The sequence below is a fragment of the Wandonia haliotis genome (assembly GCF_039523435.1).
GTDB lineage: Bacteria > Bacteroidota > Bacteroidia > Flavobacteriales_D > Crocinitomicaceae > Wandonia > Wandonia haliotis.
This window is the reverse complement of the sequence record NZ_BAAAFH010000022.1, coordinates 1,066,411-1,085,585: the sequence shown is the minus strand read 5'-3', so window position 1 is coordinate 1,085,585 and position 19,175 is coordinate 1,066,411. Positions and strand designations below refer to the sequence as shown.

Annotated in this window: 12 protein-coding genes; 4 read left to right on the top strand and 8 right to left on the bottom strand. The window is 40.4% G+C overall.

All coding sequences use genetic code 11. The annotated features are described in order from the left end of the window. Positions 1-148: 148 nt before the first annotated feature. From ABDZ97_RS17405 to ABDZ97_RS17380, 6 genes are all read right to left on the bottom strand, one after another. Complete coding sequence (locus ABDZ97_RS17405) at positions 149-901, bottom strand: succinate dehydrogenase/fumarate reductase iron-sulfur subunit (RefSeq protein WP_343790957.1); 753 nt, start codon at positions 899-901, stop codon at positions 149-151. A 33-nt stretch (positions 902-934) separates the two neighbouring features. Beyond that, a complete protein-coding gene (locus tag ABDZ97_RS17400) occupies positions 935-2,938 on the bottom strand; it encodes a fumarate reductase/succinate dehydrogenase flavoprotein subunit (protein WP_343790954.1) in 2,004 nt (667 codons plus the stop codon). A 13-nt stretch (positions 2,939-2,951) separates the two neighbouring features. Continuing rightward, a complete protein-coding gene (locus tag ABDZ97_RS17395; protein WP_343790951.1) occupies positions 2,952-3,650 on the bottom strand; it encodes a succinate dehydrogenase cytochrome b subunit in 699 nt (232 codons plus the stop codon). A 165-nt stretch (positions 3,651-3,815) separates the two neighbouring features. Beyond that, on the bottom strand, positions 3,816-5,234 hold the full coding sequence (locus ABDZ97_RS17390) for an MFS transporter (protein ID WP_343790948.1): 1,419 nt from the start codon (positions 5,232-5,234) through the stop codon (positions 3,816-3,818). 103 nt (positions 5,235-5,337) lie between these two features. Further along, the gene (locus ABDZ97_RS17385; RefSeq protein WP_343790945.1) at positions 5,338-7,620 is read right to left on the bottom strand and encodes a T9SS type A sorting domain-containing protein; all 2,283 of its coding nucleotides are present in this window, start codon (positions 7,618-7,620) and stop codon (positions 5,338-5,340) included. A 14-nt stretch (positions 7,621-7,634) separates the two neighbouring features. Further along, positions 7,635-8,258 (bottom strand): redoxin family protein, encoded by a 624-nt coding sequence (locus tag ABDZ97_RS17380; protein ID WP_343790942.1) that lies wholly within the window; start codon positions 8,256-8,258, stop codon positions 7,635-7,637. Between the two features lie 67 nt (positions 8,259-8,325). Between ABDZ97_RS17380 and ABDZ97_RS17375 the strand changes: the two genes are divergently transcribed. The 4 genes from ABDZ97_RS17375 to ABDZ97_RS17360 are packed head-to-tail and all read left to right on the top strand — an operon-like array spanning position 8,326 to position 14,788. Next, positions 8,326-9,549: a hypothetical protein gene (locus ABDZ97_RS17375; protein ID WP_343790939.1), complete on the top strand. Its 1,224-nt coding sequence runs from the start codon at positions 8,326-8,328 to the stop codon at positions 9,547-9,549. A gap of 1 nt (position 9,550) precedes the next feature. Next, positions 9,551-10,177 carry a uridine kinase family protein gene (locus ABDZ97_RS17370; RefSeq protein WP_343790936.1) on the top strand — a complete coding sequence of 209 codons (627 nt, stop codon included), beginning with the start codon at positions 9,551-9,553 and terminating at the stop codon, positions 10,175-10,177. 6 nt (positions 10,178-10,183) lie between these two features. After that, positions 10,184-13,825, top strand: coding sequence for a sensor histidine kinase (locus ABDZ97_RS17365; protein WP_343790933.1), 3,642 nt, complete (start codon positions 10,184-10,186; stop codon positions 13,823-13,825). Positions 13,826-13,885: 60 nt separating this feature from the next. Then, positions 13,886-14,788, top strand: a complete 903-nt coding sequence (locus ABDZ97_RS17360; protein ID WP_343790930.1) for a DMT family transporter — start codon at positions 13,886-13,888, stop codon at positions 14,786-14,788. Here ABDZ97_RS17360 and ABDZ97_RS17355 read toward each other — a convergent pair whose 3' ends face one another. Together ABDZ97_RS17355 and ABDZ97_RS17350 are read right to left on the bottom strand one after the other, a co-directional pair. Beyond that, the gene (locus tag ABDZ97_RS17355) at positions 14,789-17,236 is read right to left on the bottom strand and encodes a TonB-dependent receptor (RefSeq protein ID WP_343790927.1); all 2,448 of its coding nucleotides are present in this window, start codon (positions 17,234-17,236) and stop codon (positions 14,789-14,791) included. A gap of 52 nt (positions 17,237-17,288) precedes the next feature. Then, the gene (locus tag ABDZ97_RS17350) at positions 17,289-19,043 is read right to left on the bottom strand and encodes an ABC transporter substrate-binding protein (protein ID WP_343790924.1); all 1,755 of its coding nucleotides are present in this window, start codon (positions 19,041-19,043) and stop codon (positions 17,289-17,291) included. Positions 19,044-19,175 lie beyond the last annotated feature (132 nt).

Below are 19,175 nucleotides of genomic sequence, written 5' to 3'. Positions count from 1 at the left end.
ATAAATTTTATCTATAATCGAAAACGTGGAGGGCGATGCGGTTTACCGTGTCGCCTTTTACTTTACCCATACTTTGTATTTAAAATATGGAGTAGCAAAAAGGGGAATTCGTTCGAATTCCCCTTCACTTTATCTGAAAGAATTTCTGTTATTTTTCAGTAGTTGTCAGCGAAGCTTTCATAAACTCACGGTTCATTCGTGCGATATTAGAAAGAGAGATCCCTTTAGGACACTCTACCTCACAAGCTCCTGTATTTGTACAGTTTCCGAAACCTTCTTCATCCATTTGAGAAACCATATTTAATACACGTTGTTCAGCTTCTACACGACCCTGCGGAAGTAGTGCAAACTGAGATACTTTTGCCGATACAAAAAGCATGGCAGAAGCATTTTTACAGGTAGCCACACATGCCCCACATCCGATACAAGTTGCAGCAGCAAACGCATCATCTGCATCTTGTTTAGGAACAGGAATAGAGTTGGCATCTTGTGCCGCTCCCGTATTAACGGAAATATAACCTCCTGCCTGAATAATACGGTCAAACGCAGAGCGGTCTACTACAAGATCCTTGATTACCGGAAATCCTTTTGCTCTCCATGGTTCGATATAAATCGTATCTCCGTCTTTAAAAGAACGCATGTGTAGCTGACAGGTAGTAACACCCGACTGAGGTCCGTGAGCACGACCATTGATATATAATGAACACATTCCGCAAATACCCTCGCGGCAATCGTGGTCAAATGCTACAGGCTCTTCACCTTGTTCAACCAACTGATCATTTAATACATCCAACATCTCAAGAAAGGACATATCAGGTGAAATATTGTCGATGGGGTAGTTTACAATCTTACCTTTATCATTAGCGCTTTTTTGTCGCCAGATTTTCAATGTTAATTTCATCTCTTTCGTTTTTTTAATGATTCGACAAATACCTTACTTGTAGCTTCGTTGAACCAGTTTTACGTTTTCGAATACCAATTCCTCTTTGTTCATTTTGGGTTCCTGACCGTCGCCGGTAAATTCCCATGCAGAAACAAAGGCATAGTTTTCATCGTCACGAAGAGCCTCCCCTTCGTCAGTTTGGGACTCTTCACGGAAGTGTCCACCACAAGACTCTCTTCTTGTCAGTGCATCCAGACACATTAATTCTCCTAATTCAAGGAAGTCAGCAACGCGTCCTGCTTTGTCCAATTCAGGGTTGAATTCATTTGCAGATCCCGGAACACGAACGTTTTCCCAGAATTCTGCACGTATAACACTTATTTCTTCGATCGCCTCTTTAAGACCTTGTTCATTACGTGCCATACCACATTTATCCCACATTACTTTTCCAAGACGTTTGTGGAAGTAGTCAACAGGTTTTGTTCCTTTGTTAGCAATAAGTTTGTCGATACGATCTTTAACTTCTTTTTCTGCTGCTTCAAACTCAGGAGTGTCCGTTGGAATTTTTCCTGTACGAATGTCTTTTGATAAATAAGATCCTACTGTGTAAGGAATAACGAAATATCCGTCTGCCAGACCCTGCATCAAAGCAGAGGCCCCAAGTCGGTTTGCTCCGTGGTCACTAAAGTTAGCTTCTCCAAGGGCGTATAAACCGGGAACAGTTGTCATTAATTCATAATCCACCCAAAGTCCACCCATTGTGTAGTGTACTGCCGGATAAATTTTCATCGGAGTTTCATACGGGTTGTCACCAGTGATCTGCATATACATATCAAACAGGTTTCCGTATTTCTCTTTCACAACATCTTTACCTAGTTTGATAATTGTTGTTTTATCCGGATTGACAATGTTGTGTTTATTAGCCTCAATCTTACCGTATCGCTCAATAGCAGCGGCATAATCAAGGAAAACAGCCTGCCCGGTTGGGTTTACACCAAATCCGGCATCACATCTTTCCTTGGCTGCACGCGAAGCTACATCACGGGGAACCAGGTTACCAAATGCAGGGTAACGTCTTTCCAGGTAATAATCACGGTCTTCTTCTGCTATATCATTTGCTTTCTTTTGACCTTGCTGAATGGCTTTCGCATCTTCGATCTTTTTAGGAACCCAGATACGACCGTCATTACGAAGTGACTCTGACATCAGCGTCAGCTTACTTTGGTGATCTCCTGAAACCGGGATACAAGTAGGGTGAATCTGTGTAAAGCAAGGATTTCCGAAGAATGCTCCTTTTTTATATGCTTTCCATGCCGCACCTACATTACTTCCCATTGCGTTCGTAGAAAGGAAGAATACGTTTCCGTACCCACCGGAACATAGAAGTACTGCGTGTCCTGAGTGACGCTCAATTTCTCCGGTTACAAGGTTACGTGCAATAATTCCTCTGGCTTTACCATCAATTTTAACGATGTCCATCATCTCATGACGATTATACATCTTAACTGTACCCTTTGAAATTTCTTTTGAAAGTGCCGAATACGCACCTAACAAAAGCTGCTGTCCGGTTTGCCCGGCTGCGTAGAATGTACGTTGTACCTGTACTCCACCAAAAGAACGGTTGTCCAGAAGTCCGCCGTATTCGCGAGCGAAAGGAACACCCTGAGCAACACACTGGTCAATGATGTTTGCACTTACTTCTGCCAGACGGTGAACATTTGCTTCACGAGCGCGGTAGTCACCACCTTTAATTGTATCATAGAAAAGACGGAACGTTGAGTCACCGTCATTTTTATAGTTTTTTGCTGCGTTGATTCCTCCCTGTGCTGCAATAGAGTGAGCACGACGCGGTGAATCCTGAAAGCAGAATACTTTAACATTATACCCCATCTCAGCCAACGAAGCAGCTGCAGAAGATCCTGCAAGACCTGATCCGATTACGATCACATCTATCAGTCGCTTATTTGCCGGGTTTACAAGGGCTACTTTATTTTTATAATCAGTCCATTTTTTGTCTAATGAACCTGCTGGTATTTTTGAATCCAATGTACTCATATCTGTTTATGGATTAAGATTGTTGAGATAAAAACAAATAAACGGGGATCGCTGCAAACGCCAATGGGACAATAACAGCGAATGCTGTTCCCAATTTCTGAATAGCGGGCGTATACTTCTTGTGGCGAAGTCCCAAACTTTGGAATGCACTTTGGAAACCGTGCATCAGGTGGAATGCAAGAGCAAACATCGCAACAACGTAAAGAAGCATCGCTACAATTGCTGTGCTGTTAACAGCAGGATTAAAGAAATCCATTACAACCTGGTACAAATCTTTGTTTCCGGCAGTATCTACAGGAAGGTCTCCGAAATGCATACGCCACCAGAAATTCTGCATGTGTACAACGATGAAGACAAGAATCGCTGTCCCCAACACTGCCATGCTGCGTGAATACCACGTAGAATTCGCTCCGGGATTAGAGTTAGCATACTTTACCGGGCGTGCCTTTCTGTTCGCTACGGTAAGCAAAATACCGTCAATTGCGTGAAATAAAATACTGAAGTACGTAAGGTAACTTAGTATTTTGACAGCCGGGTTTGATGTCATGAATAGGGCATATTCATTGAACTGAAGTTTTCCTTCTTCTCCTGAAATGAACAATTGTAAGTTTCCGGCAAGGTGACCTACTAAAAACAAACACAGAAACAGTCCTGTCAATGCCATCCAGTATTTCTTGGCTAAAGAGGACTTAATTAGTACTGATTTACTCATGGTATCCTTAATAATTTAAGTATGAATGCGACAAATTTAACCCACATTAAAAATAATATCAAGGTATCGTCCTATTTAGAATAAATATAGATAAATTCCGATACCTGATTTTCGAACAAATGTAATGATAAATAAAGCATTTTTTTCTGAATTGAAAATTCGGCTTTATGCATCATAATCGACTCCCTGATCTTTTAAATGCTTCTTAACACGGAAGGCATACAAAAGAATAAGAGCAAAACAAATTACGGTCAGCCAATACGAAAAATGTATGTCTTGTGTGTAATCTGCGACAGCTCCCTGCAATGGAGGAATAATAGCACCTCCCAGAATCATCATAATCAGGAAGGCAGATCCCTGATTGGTGTATTTTCCCAATCCTGCAAGAGAGAGAGAAAAAATACAGGGCCACATAATAGAACAGAATAAGCCTCCGCTGATAAAGAAATAAACAGAAGTTTTTCCGTCCGTAAAAATTCCAACAAGCATCATTACCAAAGCAACAAAACTATAGATCATAAGAGTGCGGGCTGGTTTTTCCTGTCCTATGTAGGTTGCAATGATCATGAGTAAGACAAAGGGAAAGTAGTAATAAAGTTCAATCATTTTTTCAGGAGTTCCAATCGCATTGAACTTGATCCAGTTTACTCCCAAAAGTACGAGATAGGCGACAAGAGGTACAACTGTCAGCAGAATTTTCCGTGTTTGGGTTTGTAAGTTGAATGCGGCTATCGCACCAGCCCATCGTCCTATCATAAGGCTTCCCCAGTACAACGAAATGAAATGAACTGTGTGATCACTCGTTAGTCCAAGAATGTCCGGTTGTTTCATCAATTCGGGCAGGTTACTCTGAATTGCAACTTCAACACCCACATAAACGAAAATAGCCAGCATTCCCCAACGTAATTGAGGAAATTTCAGTGCGCCGATTCCTTTTTCGATCTTTTCTGTGGATGTTACTTTCGGAAGCTTGGAAAGGGCAAGTATGATTGCAACGAGAACGAAAGCCCCTGCAAGATATAAGTAAGGTGCTTTTACTCCCTGAATTCCCAGTCCGAACTTATTTTCACCGGTGATATTCCCAAAAATGGCATAACTGACGAGAAGTGGGCCAATGGCAGTTCCGAAGGAATTAATTCCCCCTGCCAGACTTACACGGTGTGCGCCTGTTTTAGGTTCGCCCAATGCAATTACGTACGGGTTTGCTACAATTTGTTGCAGTGAAAATCCAAGCCCGACAACAAAAAGAGAGGTGAGCATAAGGGGATAGGATTGCATATCTGCGGCAGGAATAAATCCCAACGAACCGATAGCAGAAATTCCAAGTCCGAGAATCAGTCCTTTTTTATAACCAATTGCATTTAAAGGGTCACGCCAGAATACAGAAAGAAGGAAATAAACAAGCGAACCACTAAAATAGGCAGCATAAAATGCCCAGTCAACCAACTGGCTTTGAAACTGAGTTAACTCGAACCCCTCTTTAAAAAGCCCAATGAGTACGGTGTTGGAAGCAGCTACGAATCCCCAAAAGAAAAAAACGAGTACAATAACAGCGAGTGACCTGCCGGGGTTGTTTATTTTCATAGATAATTGTTTAAGGATGGCAAATTAGAAAAAATATAGTTTATTCCAACAAAAAAACGGACGATGCATATTCATCGCCCGTTTATTAGTTCTGTTTTTTCTGTTATTGTTTAATAATCCGTTTTACTACAACGCCTTCTTTTGTTTCAATGTGAACACTGTAAACTCCGGTTGCTTTTTCGGATAAATCAAGTTCTGCCGTATCTGCTTCTGTTGAAAAAGAAGTAACCAGCATTCCGGTTGTACTGTATATTGAAATACGTTTCGTTCCGGATACGTCTGCCAGTATGTTTACTTTACCATTGGTAGGATTAGGATAAACTGATATTGTATGCTCATTTTCTAAATCCTGAACTCCCACTACCTGGTTTGTACAGAAATTAATGGTTGTTGTTGCTCCGAAGTCAGCATCTTCTTCAGCAATAGCACCTATTGTACCGGATGCGTCCGTAATTGTAACATACCCTGTTGTTGAACACCAGCCTCCACCAGATATTCCGTCACTGAATGTGTCGTCAAGAATAAGTTTGTAACAACCTTCTTCCAGACACCATTCGGTGGACATTAATGGAGGGTTAAAATTGTCGGGATAAGGTCCTCCTGTTGCCAGTTGGTTTCCTGTACTGTTTTCAAGTACCCAGGATGTTTCGCTCCCGTAACAATCGAGTTGTAAGTCGTATTGGACTTCCACTCCATTCGGGTAAGTAGTAAAAGTTGACGAAAGGGCATTATTTCCGGCATTTTCATCAGAACTTCCGTTTACAGAAACAACTTCTACTGCAAAAGTATGTTCTCCGTTACCCAGGTTGTTTACCGGAAGATTGATCACTTCAGACTCATACATGTTGAGACTTCCTGACCAATTGATCGTCTGAGTAGCTCCGTTATCATAGCTATATTCAATAACAGCACTTGTCATTACAGTTGATCCCAGGTTAATCAATCGGAAAGAAGGAGAAACACTTCCTGAACAAACGGTTCCGGCAGCTCCTTCCAGTGAACCAATACTGGCGTCTAAAGCTGCAGCAGGTGTCCCCAGGTTCAGTCCGTCGATAAACTCAACACCTGAGTTGTTAGGGTCTAGCCAATGTTTCAATTGATTAGACTGATCGCTCCCTGCGGGTTCCCATGAATTGTGTACGCGACCATAAAAATCGGGAGAAGTGAGATTGCTGCAAGAAGCTCCACCGCCCCATAACTGTCCTATGATACGACCGTTTTGATCAAACAAAGGAGATCCGGAAGAACCACCTTCTGTTGTTGTATTACGATCCCATTGTACTCTCCAGCTACTTGCCGGTTCCGTAGAATTCATAGCTTGTTCTGCTGATGCAGGGTTGTCGTCAAATGAAATCTTTTTAATATCACCGGATGGATGATGAATAGAAATTGTAGATGTTGGTGGTGTGTTGGAATTATTCCACCCTGCAAAATAAGGGTTGTAAGCTTCCGGAACTGTCCCGTTTTCCAGTGCTCCTGCTGTGATTTCTACCAAACACATATCGGAAGGTTGTCTTCTTGCCCGCAGTACAGCTCCGGATAGAGACTGGAAAGAAGGAGAAGAACCAGGATCAGAACAACCGTCTGCCTGCCAGTTAAAGCGGAAAATCCATGAAGCAGGATTACTGTAACAGTGATTTGCCGTCAGAACATAAGGAGTTCCATCGTTAAGGGTGTTGTTAATCAGTGCTCCTGAACAGAATCCGTTACTTCCGGAAACAAGCATAAGCGCACTGTTACGTTGGTTTACCCACGGGCTACCATCAGGGCAGTTCACATTCATATTACAGGAACCGGATTCTCCGAAAACTTTTTCCTGAAATTCGTTGGAAGATCTGTATCCGTGAGTAACTGTACCTACTTCTACAAAACCTGCTTTATTCTTGTTCTTTTCAGGAATGTAGTATTCAACCAATACTGTGTTCCCAGGTACTAATTCCGCTCCAAGCGTTCCTTTATACAGGTGCTTTGAAGTGAATTTCCCTAAAACAAAATCTCCTGAGGGACTGAATACATATAATTCATTTCCTTCCGGGATTACTGTGTTTTCAAATGTAAGGTTAACCGTCAATGCATTTTCACAGGTAATGGATAACAACCAGATTTTACCACCGTCAGCAAGTTCAATCCATGATCCGGCATTTTCAGTGTTCAATTGCGTATGATTATTATACCCGAATCTCCACGGAGCAATACCTTTTCCGTCAGTTTCTGCATCTTCTGAACGAAGCGCTGCAATGTTCGGTTCTGAAAATATTTGTTTTTGCACCTGCTTTAATTCCTGAGCAGGTAGTTTATGGCTTTTCGGGAAACCACCGTCTCCCTGCTGTGCTTCCACGTTCATAGAGAGCAACAGCAAGCCAAGAATGAGTATATGTTTTTTCATGGTTTTTAAGAAGTTTACTTTCGTTTAATACTACAACCTTTCGCAGGTGTCTGCTGAGGATCAATTTTCTTTCCGGCAGAGGCATTTTCGATTGCATTTAACAAATAAGTCTCCTCTTTTTTTCTCTTAATATCCCAGCTGTTATCAATCAAACCTTCATAAATAAGCTTTCCTGTCTTGTCAAAATAAAAGACGTGAGGAGTGGCTTTTGCGTTGAAAGCATTTGCCACTTTACTGTCTTTATCTAGCAGATAAGCCATTTTATACTCTCCTTTTTTTGCCTGTTGGGTCATGTCTTCAAAACTTTCACCACCTTCTCTTTTGGCTTCATTGGAGTTGATAAGTACGAGGTTTACACCTGTTTTCTGAGCGGATTCGTAAAGGGAATTGTAGTCTTTCTCCCATCCGGCAAAACTCTCTCCTCCGATTACAAAAGGACAGGTTGTTGCTGAAAAGATCACAATCAGACCATTTTTACCCATACTTTCTTTCAACGTTGTGGTTTTTCCGTCAACAGACTTCAGCTGTGTATTGCTTTCAGGAATCATTGTTCCCGGTTTTATCGGGACAATGTCAGCTTGTGCACCGGCGAAGAATACCGCCGAAATTGCAAACAAAATCAATTTAAATCTTAACATAACATAAATTTTTGGGTTGTTCTGCATCTTTAAAATCCCTAATTTCGGGCAATTATTTTATTTTTCCATGAAAAAACTTAAAATATTAACAATATTCTTGGTGTTCTGTTCAGGGATTTCCATTGCACAGGAAATTAGTATAACACCCAAAAAATTGCCTTATTACAAGCTGTATGAATGGCCCGGAAAGGGAGTGATTGTTGCGGGTAAAGACTTTAAAGGAAATACGCTTCAGCAGGAAATTACTTTAGTTAGTGCTTCCGGCGAGACGAAATGGCAGGAACAATATATGCCGCAGGTTGAGAATCCGTATCCTATCTATTCGGAACATTCGGATTACTTGTATTTCCTGGATCAATTGCAGCCTGACAACGGAAAGATTTTTTACAATCAGACCAATTTGAGTGGGTACATACGAAAAGGATCTATTTACTTTCCGCCGGTTTTCCGATCTGTTTCGGACATTGATTACAGTTCCTGTGAATTAATTGATATTAACAATGCTACGGACGATCTGATTTTTCATTTTCGCTTGAAGGATAAAAAGAATAAGCAGTATCAGGATGTTCTTGTATTCCTGAATCACTACAGTTTAAAAACCTTTATTGCAAAGGTTCCTGCTGTATTCCCTTTTGATGTGGTTGAAAAGGGAGATAAATCGCTTTTGTATTTTGCCGGGAGTAAAGCAGATGAAAATTATTTTGTACATACTACTGTGAAGGATAAAAAAGAAGGGTTTGATATTCTGATTTTTGATAAAAAAGGAGCGTTTTCCGGTTCACGCTTTTTACTAAGCCCCGATGCTGCTATCGAACTTTCTGATCGTAAAGCATTTTTCCCATCCGGAGCGTATTATAATCCGGCGACTGTTTTTTCTGCACGGGGTCAGTTATTCTTTATGGAGAATGAATGGTATTTGAGTAGCCGGAAAGGGACTGCGCTGTCTGTTTGGAAACAGGATGACAACGATGCGTTTCAACTCTTCGGATCTTATGAAGTTAAAACGAAAAAAAATCCGGGACACGCGGTTGGATTAACGAAAATTAATGGTAACTTGTTGGTTACTGTATCCTCTGATCTGGAACAGACAGGTTTTGTCCTGTCAGAAAAGGGGGAAACGGTAGCATCTCATGAATGGGGAGAACAGCAACAGTATAGTGAAAATCCGTCAGGATTGCTTCGGGAGAATTCCGGAAGCACGTTTTGGCTTTTGTTCGATGATGGTTGGCGAAAGGCCGGTAAAATTGAATTTAGCGAAGAACTTCAGTCATTAACTTTTGAAAAAGAATAAGATGATAATAGGGATTTGCGGAGGAAGTGGTTCGGGTAAGACTTCAGTATTAAGTGGTTTAAAAGAATACTACAAAGAGTTTAATCCGACGGTTGTCTCTATGGACAATTACTACCTCCCGATTGAGCAACAGCAAAAAGATGAAAACGGAGAGATTAATTTCGACCTCCCTTCATCGTTAGACCGGGAAAAGTTATTTGATGACGTAAAGAAGTTATTACGTGGTGAGTCGGTGGAATTTGTTGAATATACCTTTAATCACAAGGAAACGGAGATTCGGACTGTTTTGGAACCTTCGGAGTTGATTATTATAGAAGGGCTGTTCCTGATGTATTATACCGAAATTTTTGATCTCATTGACTTTTCTGTATTTATGGATGTTTGTCAGAAGGTTCAACTTGAAAGAAGAATCGAACGTGATCTTGTCGCAAGAGGATACTCAAAGCAGGAAATTTTGTACCAGTGGAATCATCATGTGCTTCCTTGTTACGAGCGTTATGTTGAACCCTATAAGAGTCTTGCTGATTTGATCGTTATCAATGAACGTCCTATAAAAGAAGTGATACGAGATGTGATTGAAAGTGTAGATAAGCATCCGTGTATGAAAAAGCTTAGAGTTTTGGTGTAAACTACTATGAGGAGATGGCTGAACAATAGTAATTTTATTCTGGCGACGCTATTTCTGTTAGTTTCCACATTATTATTCGGTGTTTTCTTTACTCCTTCTCCTGAAAAGGAGTTTGATAAGTTTCATGAGCAGTTTATACGGAAGAAGGTACAACTACATCAGTCGATGGATGAGTTTGCTTCTTATGTTACACCTAAAGATTCACTCCCTTCTATCTGGAAAAAAACCAAAAAGTTCCGGCGCTCCGATTTTGTCTATTATTTGTATGATGCAGATACACTCATCTACTGGACATCCAATAAGGCTCCGTTCACATTAGAGAACAGCGAGGTTACAGAAGGAGTTGTGTTGTTGGAGAACGGTTGGTATTATTTGCACGAAAAAGCCGTTGACCAACGAAAACTGGTAGGTCTCTTTTTGATAAAAAACGAATACCCGTATGAAAATGAAAGTCTTTCGAATCACTTTAATGAAGACTTTTCTTTTCCATTTACAGCGGTTATAAATCAATTCCCCGATAAATATGATGTTACGGATGAAGCTGGAAATTTTCTTTTTTCGCTTCGTGATTTTAAACCGTTACCTAATCCGGACCGATTACAGGTATTTTTTTTCCTGTCGGTTATTTTTACTTTGTTTTTCTTTTTCAGGGGGATCATCACAGAAATTCAGCGTCAAACAAATGCGCTACTTTATTTAGGTGTTGTAGCAATTTTGTTGTTGTTTATCCGATGGATGCTGATGCGGTATGATGGTCTCAGAGTCTTTGAAGGATTTACACTACTTGACCCACAATTATTTGCCTCTTCAGCCCTTTTTCCTACACTTGGAGATTTGATAATAAACGTGCTTCTGTTGGTGCTTTTTGTTAAAATGGCAACACAGATTAAAGTTCCGGAACTGAAAAATGGACTTCGGGCAGTTGTTGGTGTTTTGTCACTTCTTTTGTTCTTTGGGTTAAGCTATTTGTATACTGTCAGCATACATCATCTTATTCTGGATTCGGACATTCCAATTGAGTTGTACCGGTTTATGGATTTGAATCTGTATTCCTTTATTTTAGTAGGATTGATAGGGATTTTACTGTATGTGTACTATACGATAGCTCTTGTACTATTGCGGAACTTTTCATTTTCCGGATTACGCCCCACAACTCAGGGAGTGTTTTGGTTTTTCTTTTCAATACTCTATTTTTTTGTTTTTATTCTCTTACCCCATGAATCGCTGGCCGTTTTATTACTCTCAGTAATTTTTAGCGGAGTCATTCTCTTTTTACAGGTTTGGAAACCAAAGCGCTATTCATTTCCGAGAGTTGTACTTATTCTAGCGTTACTGACAGCTTTTTCTGCTTTTCAGATTCAGTCAACTATTCAGGAAAAAAGCATTGAGCGGTTTGAATTATACGCTACTAAACTCATTTCAGACAAAGATTTAAATACAGAGATTGAATATGGACAATTGGGGAAAGTTTTACAGCAACATCCTCTTTTGGTTGAAGCATTCAATAATTCGGAGGAATTGAGTCTTTCGGACGTAAAGAACACATTGGAAAAGCGTTTTTTTAACCAGTATTGGAGCAGGTACGAAACCGATTTCTTTTTATTTGATTCCGAGTATAACCCTATTGCACCGTATGCTGTAATGCAGGACGGAAATCTGGAGCGATTTAATGAGTTATTAGCATCAAGTGCGGAACCTTCGGAGATCAGCGAAAATATCTATTACATTACGGACTATAGTGATAAACTGAGCTATTTAATCAGGCAGCCTGTCTATGCGAAGTCCGATAGTTTATTGGGATATCTGTTTTGTACGTTAAAGTCGAAAATTATTCCGCAGGAAATTGGTTTCCCACGGCTTTTGCTGAGTGAGGAGTCCCGTGTGTTTTTCCCACTTGAGGAATATTCTATTGCCAAATATGTAGGAGGAAAACTCGTTTCACGACACGGGGCGTATAACTATCCTTTATCCCTCTCATCTTTTCTTTCTGAATCATCGCGTAAATCCGGGTATTTTATTCACAGAAGGGATGCGCACTACGTACTGTTCGGGGACTATGAAAGGACGATAGTATTGTCAAGACCAGTAGTTTCCTTCTCTGAAAAACTGACATCGTTTTCACTCTTGTTTTCTATTTTCGGACTTCTTCTACTGGCCGTTTTGTTAAGTTCCGGTAAACTGATTCCTGACTTGTCCCGTATCCGACTGGCATTCAGGATACAATTGTTGCTGATTGCGTTGGTATTTTTCTCATTACTGTTTTTGAGTTTAGGTACAGGATCTTTTGTCAAGGACCAATACGATGATTATCGGGATGGTTTGATCAGAGAAAAGCTGACATCAGTAAATCTCGAACTTGTTCAGAAACTGGGATATGAAACTTCGCTGAAGCGTTCCAAAATGGCAAGTTATCTGGAATATTTGCTACAAAAGTTTTCGATCGTTTTTGTTACGGATATAAACCTGTATGGGTTAAATGGAGAGTTGTTGGCATCTTCACGTCCCGAAATTTATAATCTCGGGTTGATCTCCGACCAAATTAATCCGAGGGCTTTCAGGAATATCGGTCATAAGATGAAAAGTGTCTATATTCATGAAGAGGAGATTGGAAATTTGACGTATCTGTCGGCTTACATTCCATTGCAGAATAACGAAGATGAGGTCATAGCCTATATTAACTTGCCCTATTTTGCAAAACAGAATGAATTTGAAAATGAAATTGCTGGTTTCCTTTCTGAAATCATTAATATTTTCGTGCTGTTACTGACATTGAGTATCATTGTTACGGTGGTTATTACGAATCGTATTACAGAACCATTGAAGCTGCTACAGAGAAGTCTGGCAGAATTGCGCTTAGGGAAATCGAATAAACCCATTTATTACAAACGGGATGACGAGATTGGTGCGTTAGTAAAGGAGTACAACGCCAAGCTAAAAGAATTAGAGATTAATGCTGAAAAACTGGCGCAGACGGAGCGAGAGGTTGCCTGGAGAGAAATGGCGAAACAAGTGGCACACGAAATAAAGAATCCGTTGACGCCTATGAAATTGAGGATTCAACATCTGCAACGGTCATTTGATCCATCCGATCCTGATTCTGTTCAGCGACTGGATGAAGTGGCTCAGTCTATTGTAGAACAGATCGATGCACTTACTGTGATTGCAAATGAGTTCTCCAATTTTGCAAAACTTCCGAAACCAAACAAAGATATTGTTGACCTGAACATGGTTATAAAGAATGTTGTTACCACTTTTGAAGAACTTGAAGAGGTCGACATTACGACCAGTTTTCAGAAAGTGAAAACAGCTGTTTTTGCGGATAAAGATTTGATGATCCGGGTGTTTAATAATCTTGTGAAGAATGCAGCACAGGCAATCCCTGAGGAGAGAAAAGGAGAGATTTTTATTTCGGTAAGAACAGAAGAAGGAGTTGTAAAAGTAGCTGTGCGTGATAATGGATCCGGAATTCCGGATGAGATGAGAGATAAGATCTTTGCACCTAATTTCACAACCAAATCTACCGGCATGGGGCTTGGTCTGGCTATGGTACGTCAAATTATTGAATCGCATGATGGTCAGATTTATTTTGAAAGTTCCGAAGCAGGCAGTACCTTTTTCATTGAATTAAAAGAATATTCGGAACAGTAACTTTGGTTTATTGTATGGATTGTTTTTGCGATGTAAAATGAACTACATTTGCAAATTATCATGACGAAAAGGCAACAATATCTGATCCTCATTCACCTGGTAGTTATTGTCTGGGGGTATACTGGAATTATGGGAAGGGCAATAACATTGTCTTCAACAGAACTGGTCTGGTATCGTCTGTTGATTGCTTTTGTTTCGCTGGGACTTTTTATCTGGTTGCTGAAACGACCGGTTGTTAAAATCGAGAAAAAAGTTTTTTGGAAAATTGTCGCTGTCGGCGCAGTCGTAGGGTTGCATTGGTATGCATTTTTTCAAAGTATAAAAATGTCCTCCGTTTCGATTGGAATTATCTGTCTTTCCACGACAACACTTCATGTTTCCTGGCTGGAACCTCTGATGAGAAAACGACGGGTTTCCTGGGTAGAAGTGCTTTTGGGAGTTGTCATCGTGTTTGGAATCTCTTTTATACTTACGGTTGAATTTGAACACATCAGTGCCATTTTAGTAGGGTTACTGGCTGCTTTTCTGGCGGCTTTATTCTCGGTTTCTAACTCAGTACTTGTGGATAAGGTTCCTTCTTCACAGTTGTCCTTTATTGAGTTGATAAGCGGTTTTGTGGTGATGACCGGAATTCTTCTTTTTCAGGGAGAATTAAATAGGGATTTATTCAATGTTTCGTCTGAGAATATAGGAAATCTTTTGTTTTTAGGGATCATTTGTACTTCACTGGCATTTATTATTGCTGTTGATGCAACAAAATACCTCGGAGCCTTCACTGTTAGTTTAAGCATCAATCTGGAGCCAATATACACCATGATTATGGCTGTATTACTTTTCCCGAATGAAGAAGTAATGGATGCGTCTTTTTATCTGGGCAGTTCTATTATTCTTGCAGCCGTATTTTTTAATGGTCTCTGGCAATACAGAACCGGGAGAAAAGAGCGGAAAAAAAGAGTTTCCTGATTATTTGTTCTTCCGCTGAATCCTGAAGTCGATCCGGTAATAAAATATCGGAAGGAAACCTAATTGTGTCCGTTCTGCCAAAGGTTCTGCCGTTGGGTCAGTAAGACTTGGTGCATACGCAAGACTTAGAAGGTTCCTTGTGTTCAGAATATTTACGAGGTCAAGCCCAATCTCATGCGTTACCTTTTTAGCATTTAGTCGGTATAGAATTTTCAAATCCATCCGGAAGTAATTTCTGAATTGACGTTCGTTATAAGCTGAATCCAGAAAGACAATTTCCTGTACCTGATTCGAAGCAGCTATGTCTACATATCCGTAGCGTCTACCGCCTGCGTATGTAATTTTAGTTCCTACGGAGATCATATTCTTTTCATTGATCTGAAACTCTTTTCCGACAACTAAATTTGTAGCAAATGTTGCATTGTAATCTGTGTTTCGCCAGATTTTATCACTTCCCTGATATTTTGAGTCAAAAAGAGATCCCGTAATGAGGAAGAAAAAACTGCGGTCAAAATACTTTTCAAGCGTTAATTCAATTCCGTAGTTTTTTCCAATTCCTTCGTTAACCAGTGAGTCCGGGAAAAAGCGTTGAAAACCTGATCCCATATTGTTGAGCGAGAATGCAGAAGGTGTTCGCTCTACAGGAATATTATACAAATGCTGGTAATAGATTTCTGCTGCTATACGCATTTTGCTGCGGAACGATTTCTGATAACCGGCTGCAACGTGGACACTTCTGGAGAAATCCATGTTTTTATTGATGAGTACATTGTTTCCGTTTTTATCAGATTGGTGATAGGTGTACAGATAGAGGGGTTGGGTCTGACTATGCATCCCTGCACCAAATTTTATTTTGTTTCCTTTCTTCAGCGTCCAGTCCCAACCGATGCGTGGTTCCACATACGACCAACTGTTGCTCATGCTGTAATATTGACTATGCAATCCTGCAACGAGGTTCATGCGATCCGAAATTCGGTATTTCCACTGAAAGAAAGGCTGAAGTAATGTAGCGAAACCTTTGTAGTCCCAACGCATCTTAAAATTGTCTGCAATGTGGATATCATATAGAACTGAGTCATTCATTTTCTGATGCTGTAATTCTGCGTTGAATCCAAACTTGATAAGATGTCTTCTATTGATTTTGTGATTAAAGGATACGTGAGAGGTAAGGCGGGTAACTTCAAACGTATATCCCATTAACTGGTAAAGTGAGTCAAGGTTAATCCTATAGCTTTCTTCTCCATCTACGATCGTTGTATCAAGAGTTCTCCAGGTAATATCGTGATGGGATTTCTGACGTTCGTAGGAAGCACCAAGTGTTGCATGTAGAAAGGTCTTATCGTTTAAAGGTTTTTTGTACGTAATACCTCCAACTGCCATAGCAGTTGAAAAGTACTGATCACGATCTCCTTCTCCATAAAGTTCTTCTGTAAGTTCTGTCTGATCACTAATCATGATTTCAATCGCACTCATTCCGCCCATTCCCCAAACCGAAAGTTGACCACCTTTTTTCAGAGGGAAATTCAATTTAAATGCCATATCGCCATATTGTGGAACAGCGCTGGTTCCAATCTTTATTCCTAATGCCTGAAACATAGATAGCGTGGAGTACCTCCCCATAAACAAATAACTTGCCCGTGATTTTGAAGAAAGGGGACCTTCCATAAGTACTTCTGTACCTAAGAAACCGAATTGTCCTGTAAATTCATGTCGCTCTGTATTACCGCGTCTCAAATTCAGATCAAAAACACCGGAAAGACTGTTTCCGTACTGAGCCGGGAAGGCGGACATAAAGAAATCGGAATTATCCAGAAATTTGTTGTTAAGAATAGAAACCGGTCCACCTGTTGATCCTGAAATAGCGAAGTGATTCGGGTTAGGGATATCAATTCCTTCCACACGCCACAAGAGACCCAGGGGCGAGTTTCCACGTACGATAATATCATTGCGGGAGTCATCTGCACCCTGTACTCCTGCAAAATTAGAAGCCATTCTTGCGGGGTCTGCCCGGGAACCTGCATAACGTTCTGTCTCTTCAATTGAAAACTGTTGAGCGGATATTGTAGCCATTTCATTAATAGGTTGATCCTGAGCTCTCGCTGTAACCACCACTTCGGTTGTCTCTACCGCTTTTTCAAGTAGAAAAATTGTGACAACTGTTTCTCTACCGGAATTAACCTGTATCGGTTGGAAAGAGGGTTCGTATCCAAGAAAGGTCGTTTTTAATGTGTGTTTCCCTATTGGAACCTGTGGAATCTGAAACTCTCCGTTGACATCAGCTGCAGCGCCTAAAACAAGTGTGGTGTCTTCAGTCAATACTTGTATGCGTGCTCCCGTAAGCGGAACCTGAGTTTCTACATCGGCAACCCTCCCGCGGACACTCTGCGTAATTTGCGAATGAGTGGTTAATGCGATTGCCAAAAACGCACAAAATACAATTAATTTCATAGCAGTTCATTGCATGTTAAGAGGGTAAATATGAAAAATTCTGCGGAAAAAATTACGGATGAAGACGATTAAACTCTTCTTTAGTCCAATCTTTGACGCGTACTTTTGTGAGATCCAGATACAGAATAGAGTTGGTTTCCAGGTTCCTTACATTATAATATTGAAGCATAAATTGCTCATTATACCAGAGTACAATAAGAGGGGCATCTTCGAGCATAATTTTTTCTGCTTCTGAAAAAAGCCGGTTTCTTTGTTCGATATTTTTTTCTTTCTGAGCTTTTTCGAACAATTCGTCAAACTGTTCATTTTGATAGCGGGATGAATTTACATGAGAAGGAGTATTTATATCGTCCGGAACAAACTTTCCGTAAAAATTCATCAGGAAACTCTCAGCGCCGATATAATCCGCGTACCAGGCAGTTCGGAACAGATCTCCCTTGGCCATCGTTTCATCAGACAGACGATCCTCGAAAGAAAGTCCTTCCAGGTTGACATTAATTCCCAATTCCTTGGCCATTTGTTTTCTAAACTCATCGGCTACGGCTGAGTGAATAGTACCGGTATTGAATTTCAGAGTAAGTGTCGGAAAGCCTTTCCCATTTGGGAATCCGGCTTCTGCCAACAACTCTCGGGCTTTTTCCGGATCATAGCTGTAGCCTTTTTCTTTTACTCCGGAGAAGTCATATCCGGGAAGTAATTTCGGAAGAGGCGGGACAATCCCGTAGATACCTGATTGCGGGGAACTTTTTAAAACATTGCTAAGTATTCTGTCCCGATCTATAGCGTAATTAAGTGCCTGGCGTACACGCTTGTCTTTAAGAGCAGGAGAGTTGATGTTCAGTGAATAGTATTGAGTGCTGAGTAAGGGATCATTGGTGAGTTTCATAAGAGGAGGCTCACCACTAAAGTCCTGTATTCTATCTTCGAGAACATGTGTAATTCTGCTGGGAGGGATGTTCTCTATATAGTGTACTTTTCCTCTTTCAAACAAATCCAGTTGTTCAAGCTGGTTGTTCTGAACGTAAATCATAACAGTATCCAGATAGGGGAGTTGAATTCCGTTTTCATCTTTCAGATAGTATTCCGGATTTTTGACGAGTGCAATGAAAGGTGTTCCATCATCAGAATCATATCCGTAGCGGAAGGGGCCGGTTCCTATCAGATCTGTTTCTTTTCCACATTCGACTACTTCACGTGCAACTATTCCGAAATTGGTAAGGGACAATTTTGCCGGGAAATTCAGGTCAGGTCGTTTGATCTTTAAAGAGATGGTATAGTCTCCGCTTATGGATATTCCACTTATGGATTTCGTCTTTCCCTCAAAGAAATCTTCCGCACCGTCCAAAGTTTCTTTAAGAATAGAACTGTATCCGTGACTGGCTTGTCCATCTTCATTTTTCGTACAAATCAGCTCAAATGTGTACTGAATATCTTGTGCATTTAACTTCCTTCCTTTTCCTTCTTTAAAACAGGAATGATCATGAAAAAAAACGTTGTCGCGTAAGTAAAAAGTATAAGTAAGTCCGTCTTCGGACACCTCCCATTTTTCCGAAACTGCTCCTTCGGGGCGTAGTGTTTTAGGATCAAGCTTGACCAATCCTTCAATCACCTGATTTACAACAATAGAAGTGTAGTAATCTTTAACATCCCGAACCAGAAAAGTTTGTGGATACTGGTCCACTACCATTTTAAAAGTAGCGAGTGTTTCTTTTGAATCCTTAATCTGATCCGTACCGGTTTCGTTACAAGAAGTGAAAAAACAGGTGGTAATCAAAGAGACAAAAGACCACAAAAACCATTTATTCATTGAGTTAGGAGTTTCAATTTCCTCACAAGAATAAGAAAAAATTGTTGGAATAACTTTATTTTATCTGATAAATTGCGATATTCGTGGTAAATTTGAGAACGTTAAAGGATATCTGAAATATTTTGGATTCTT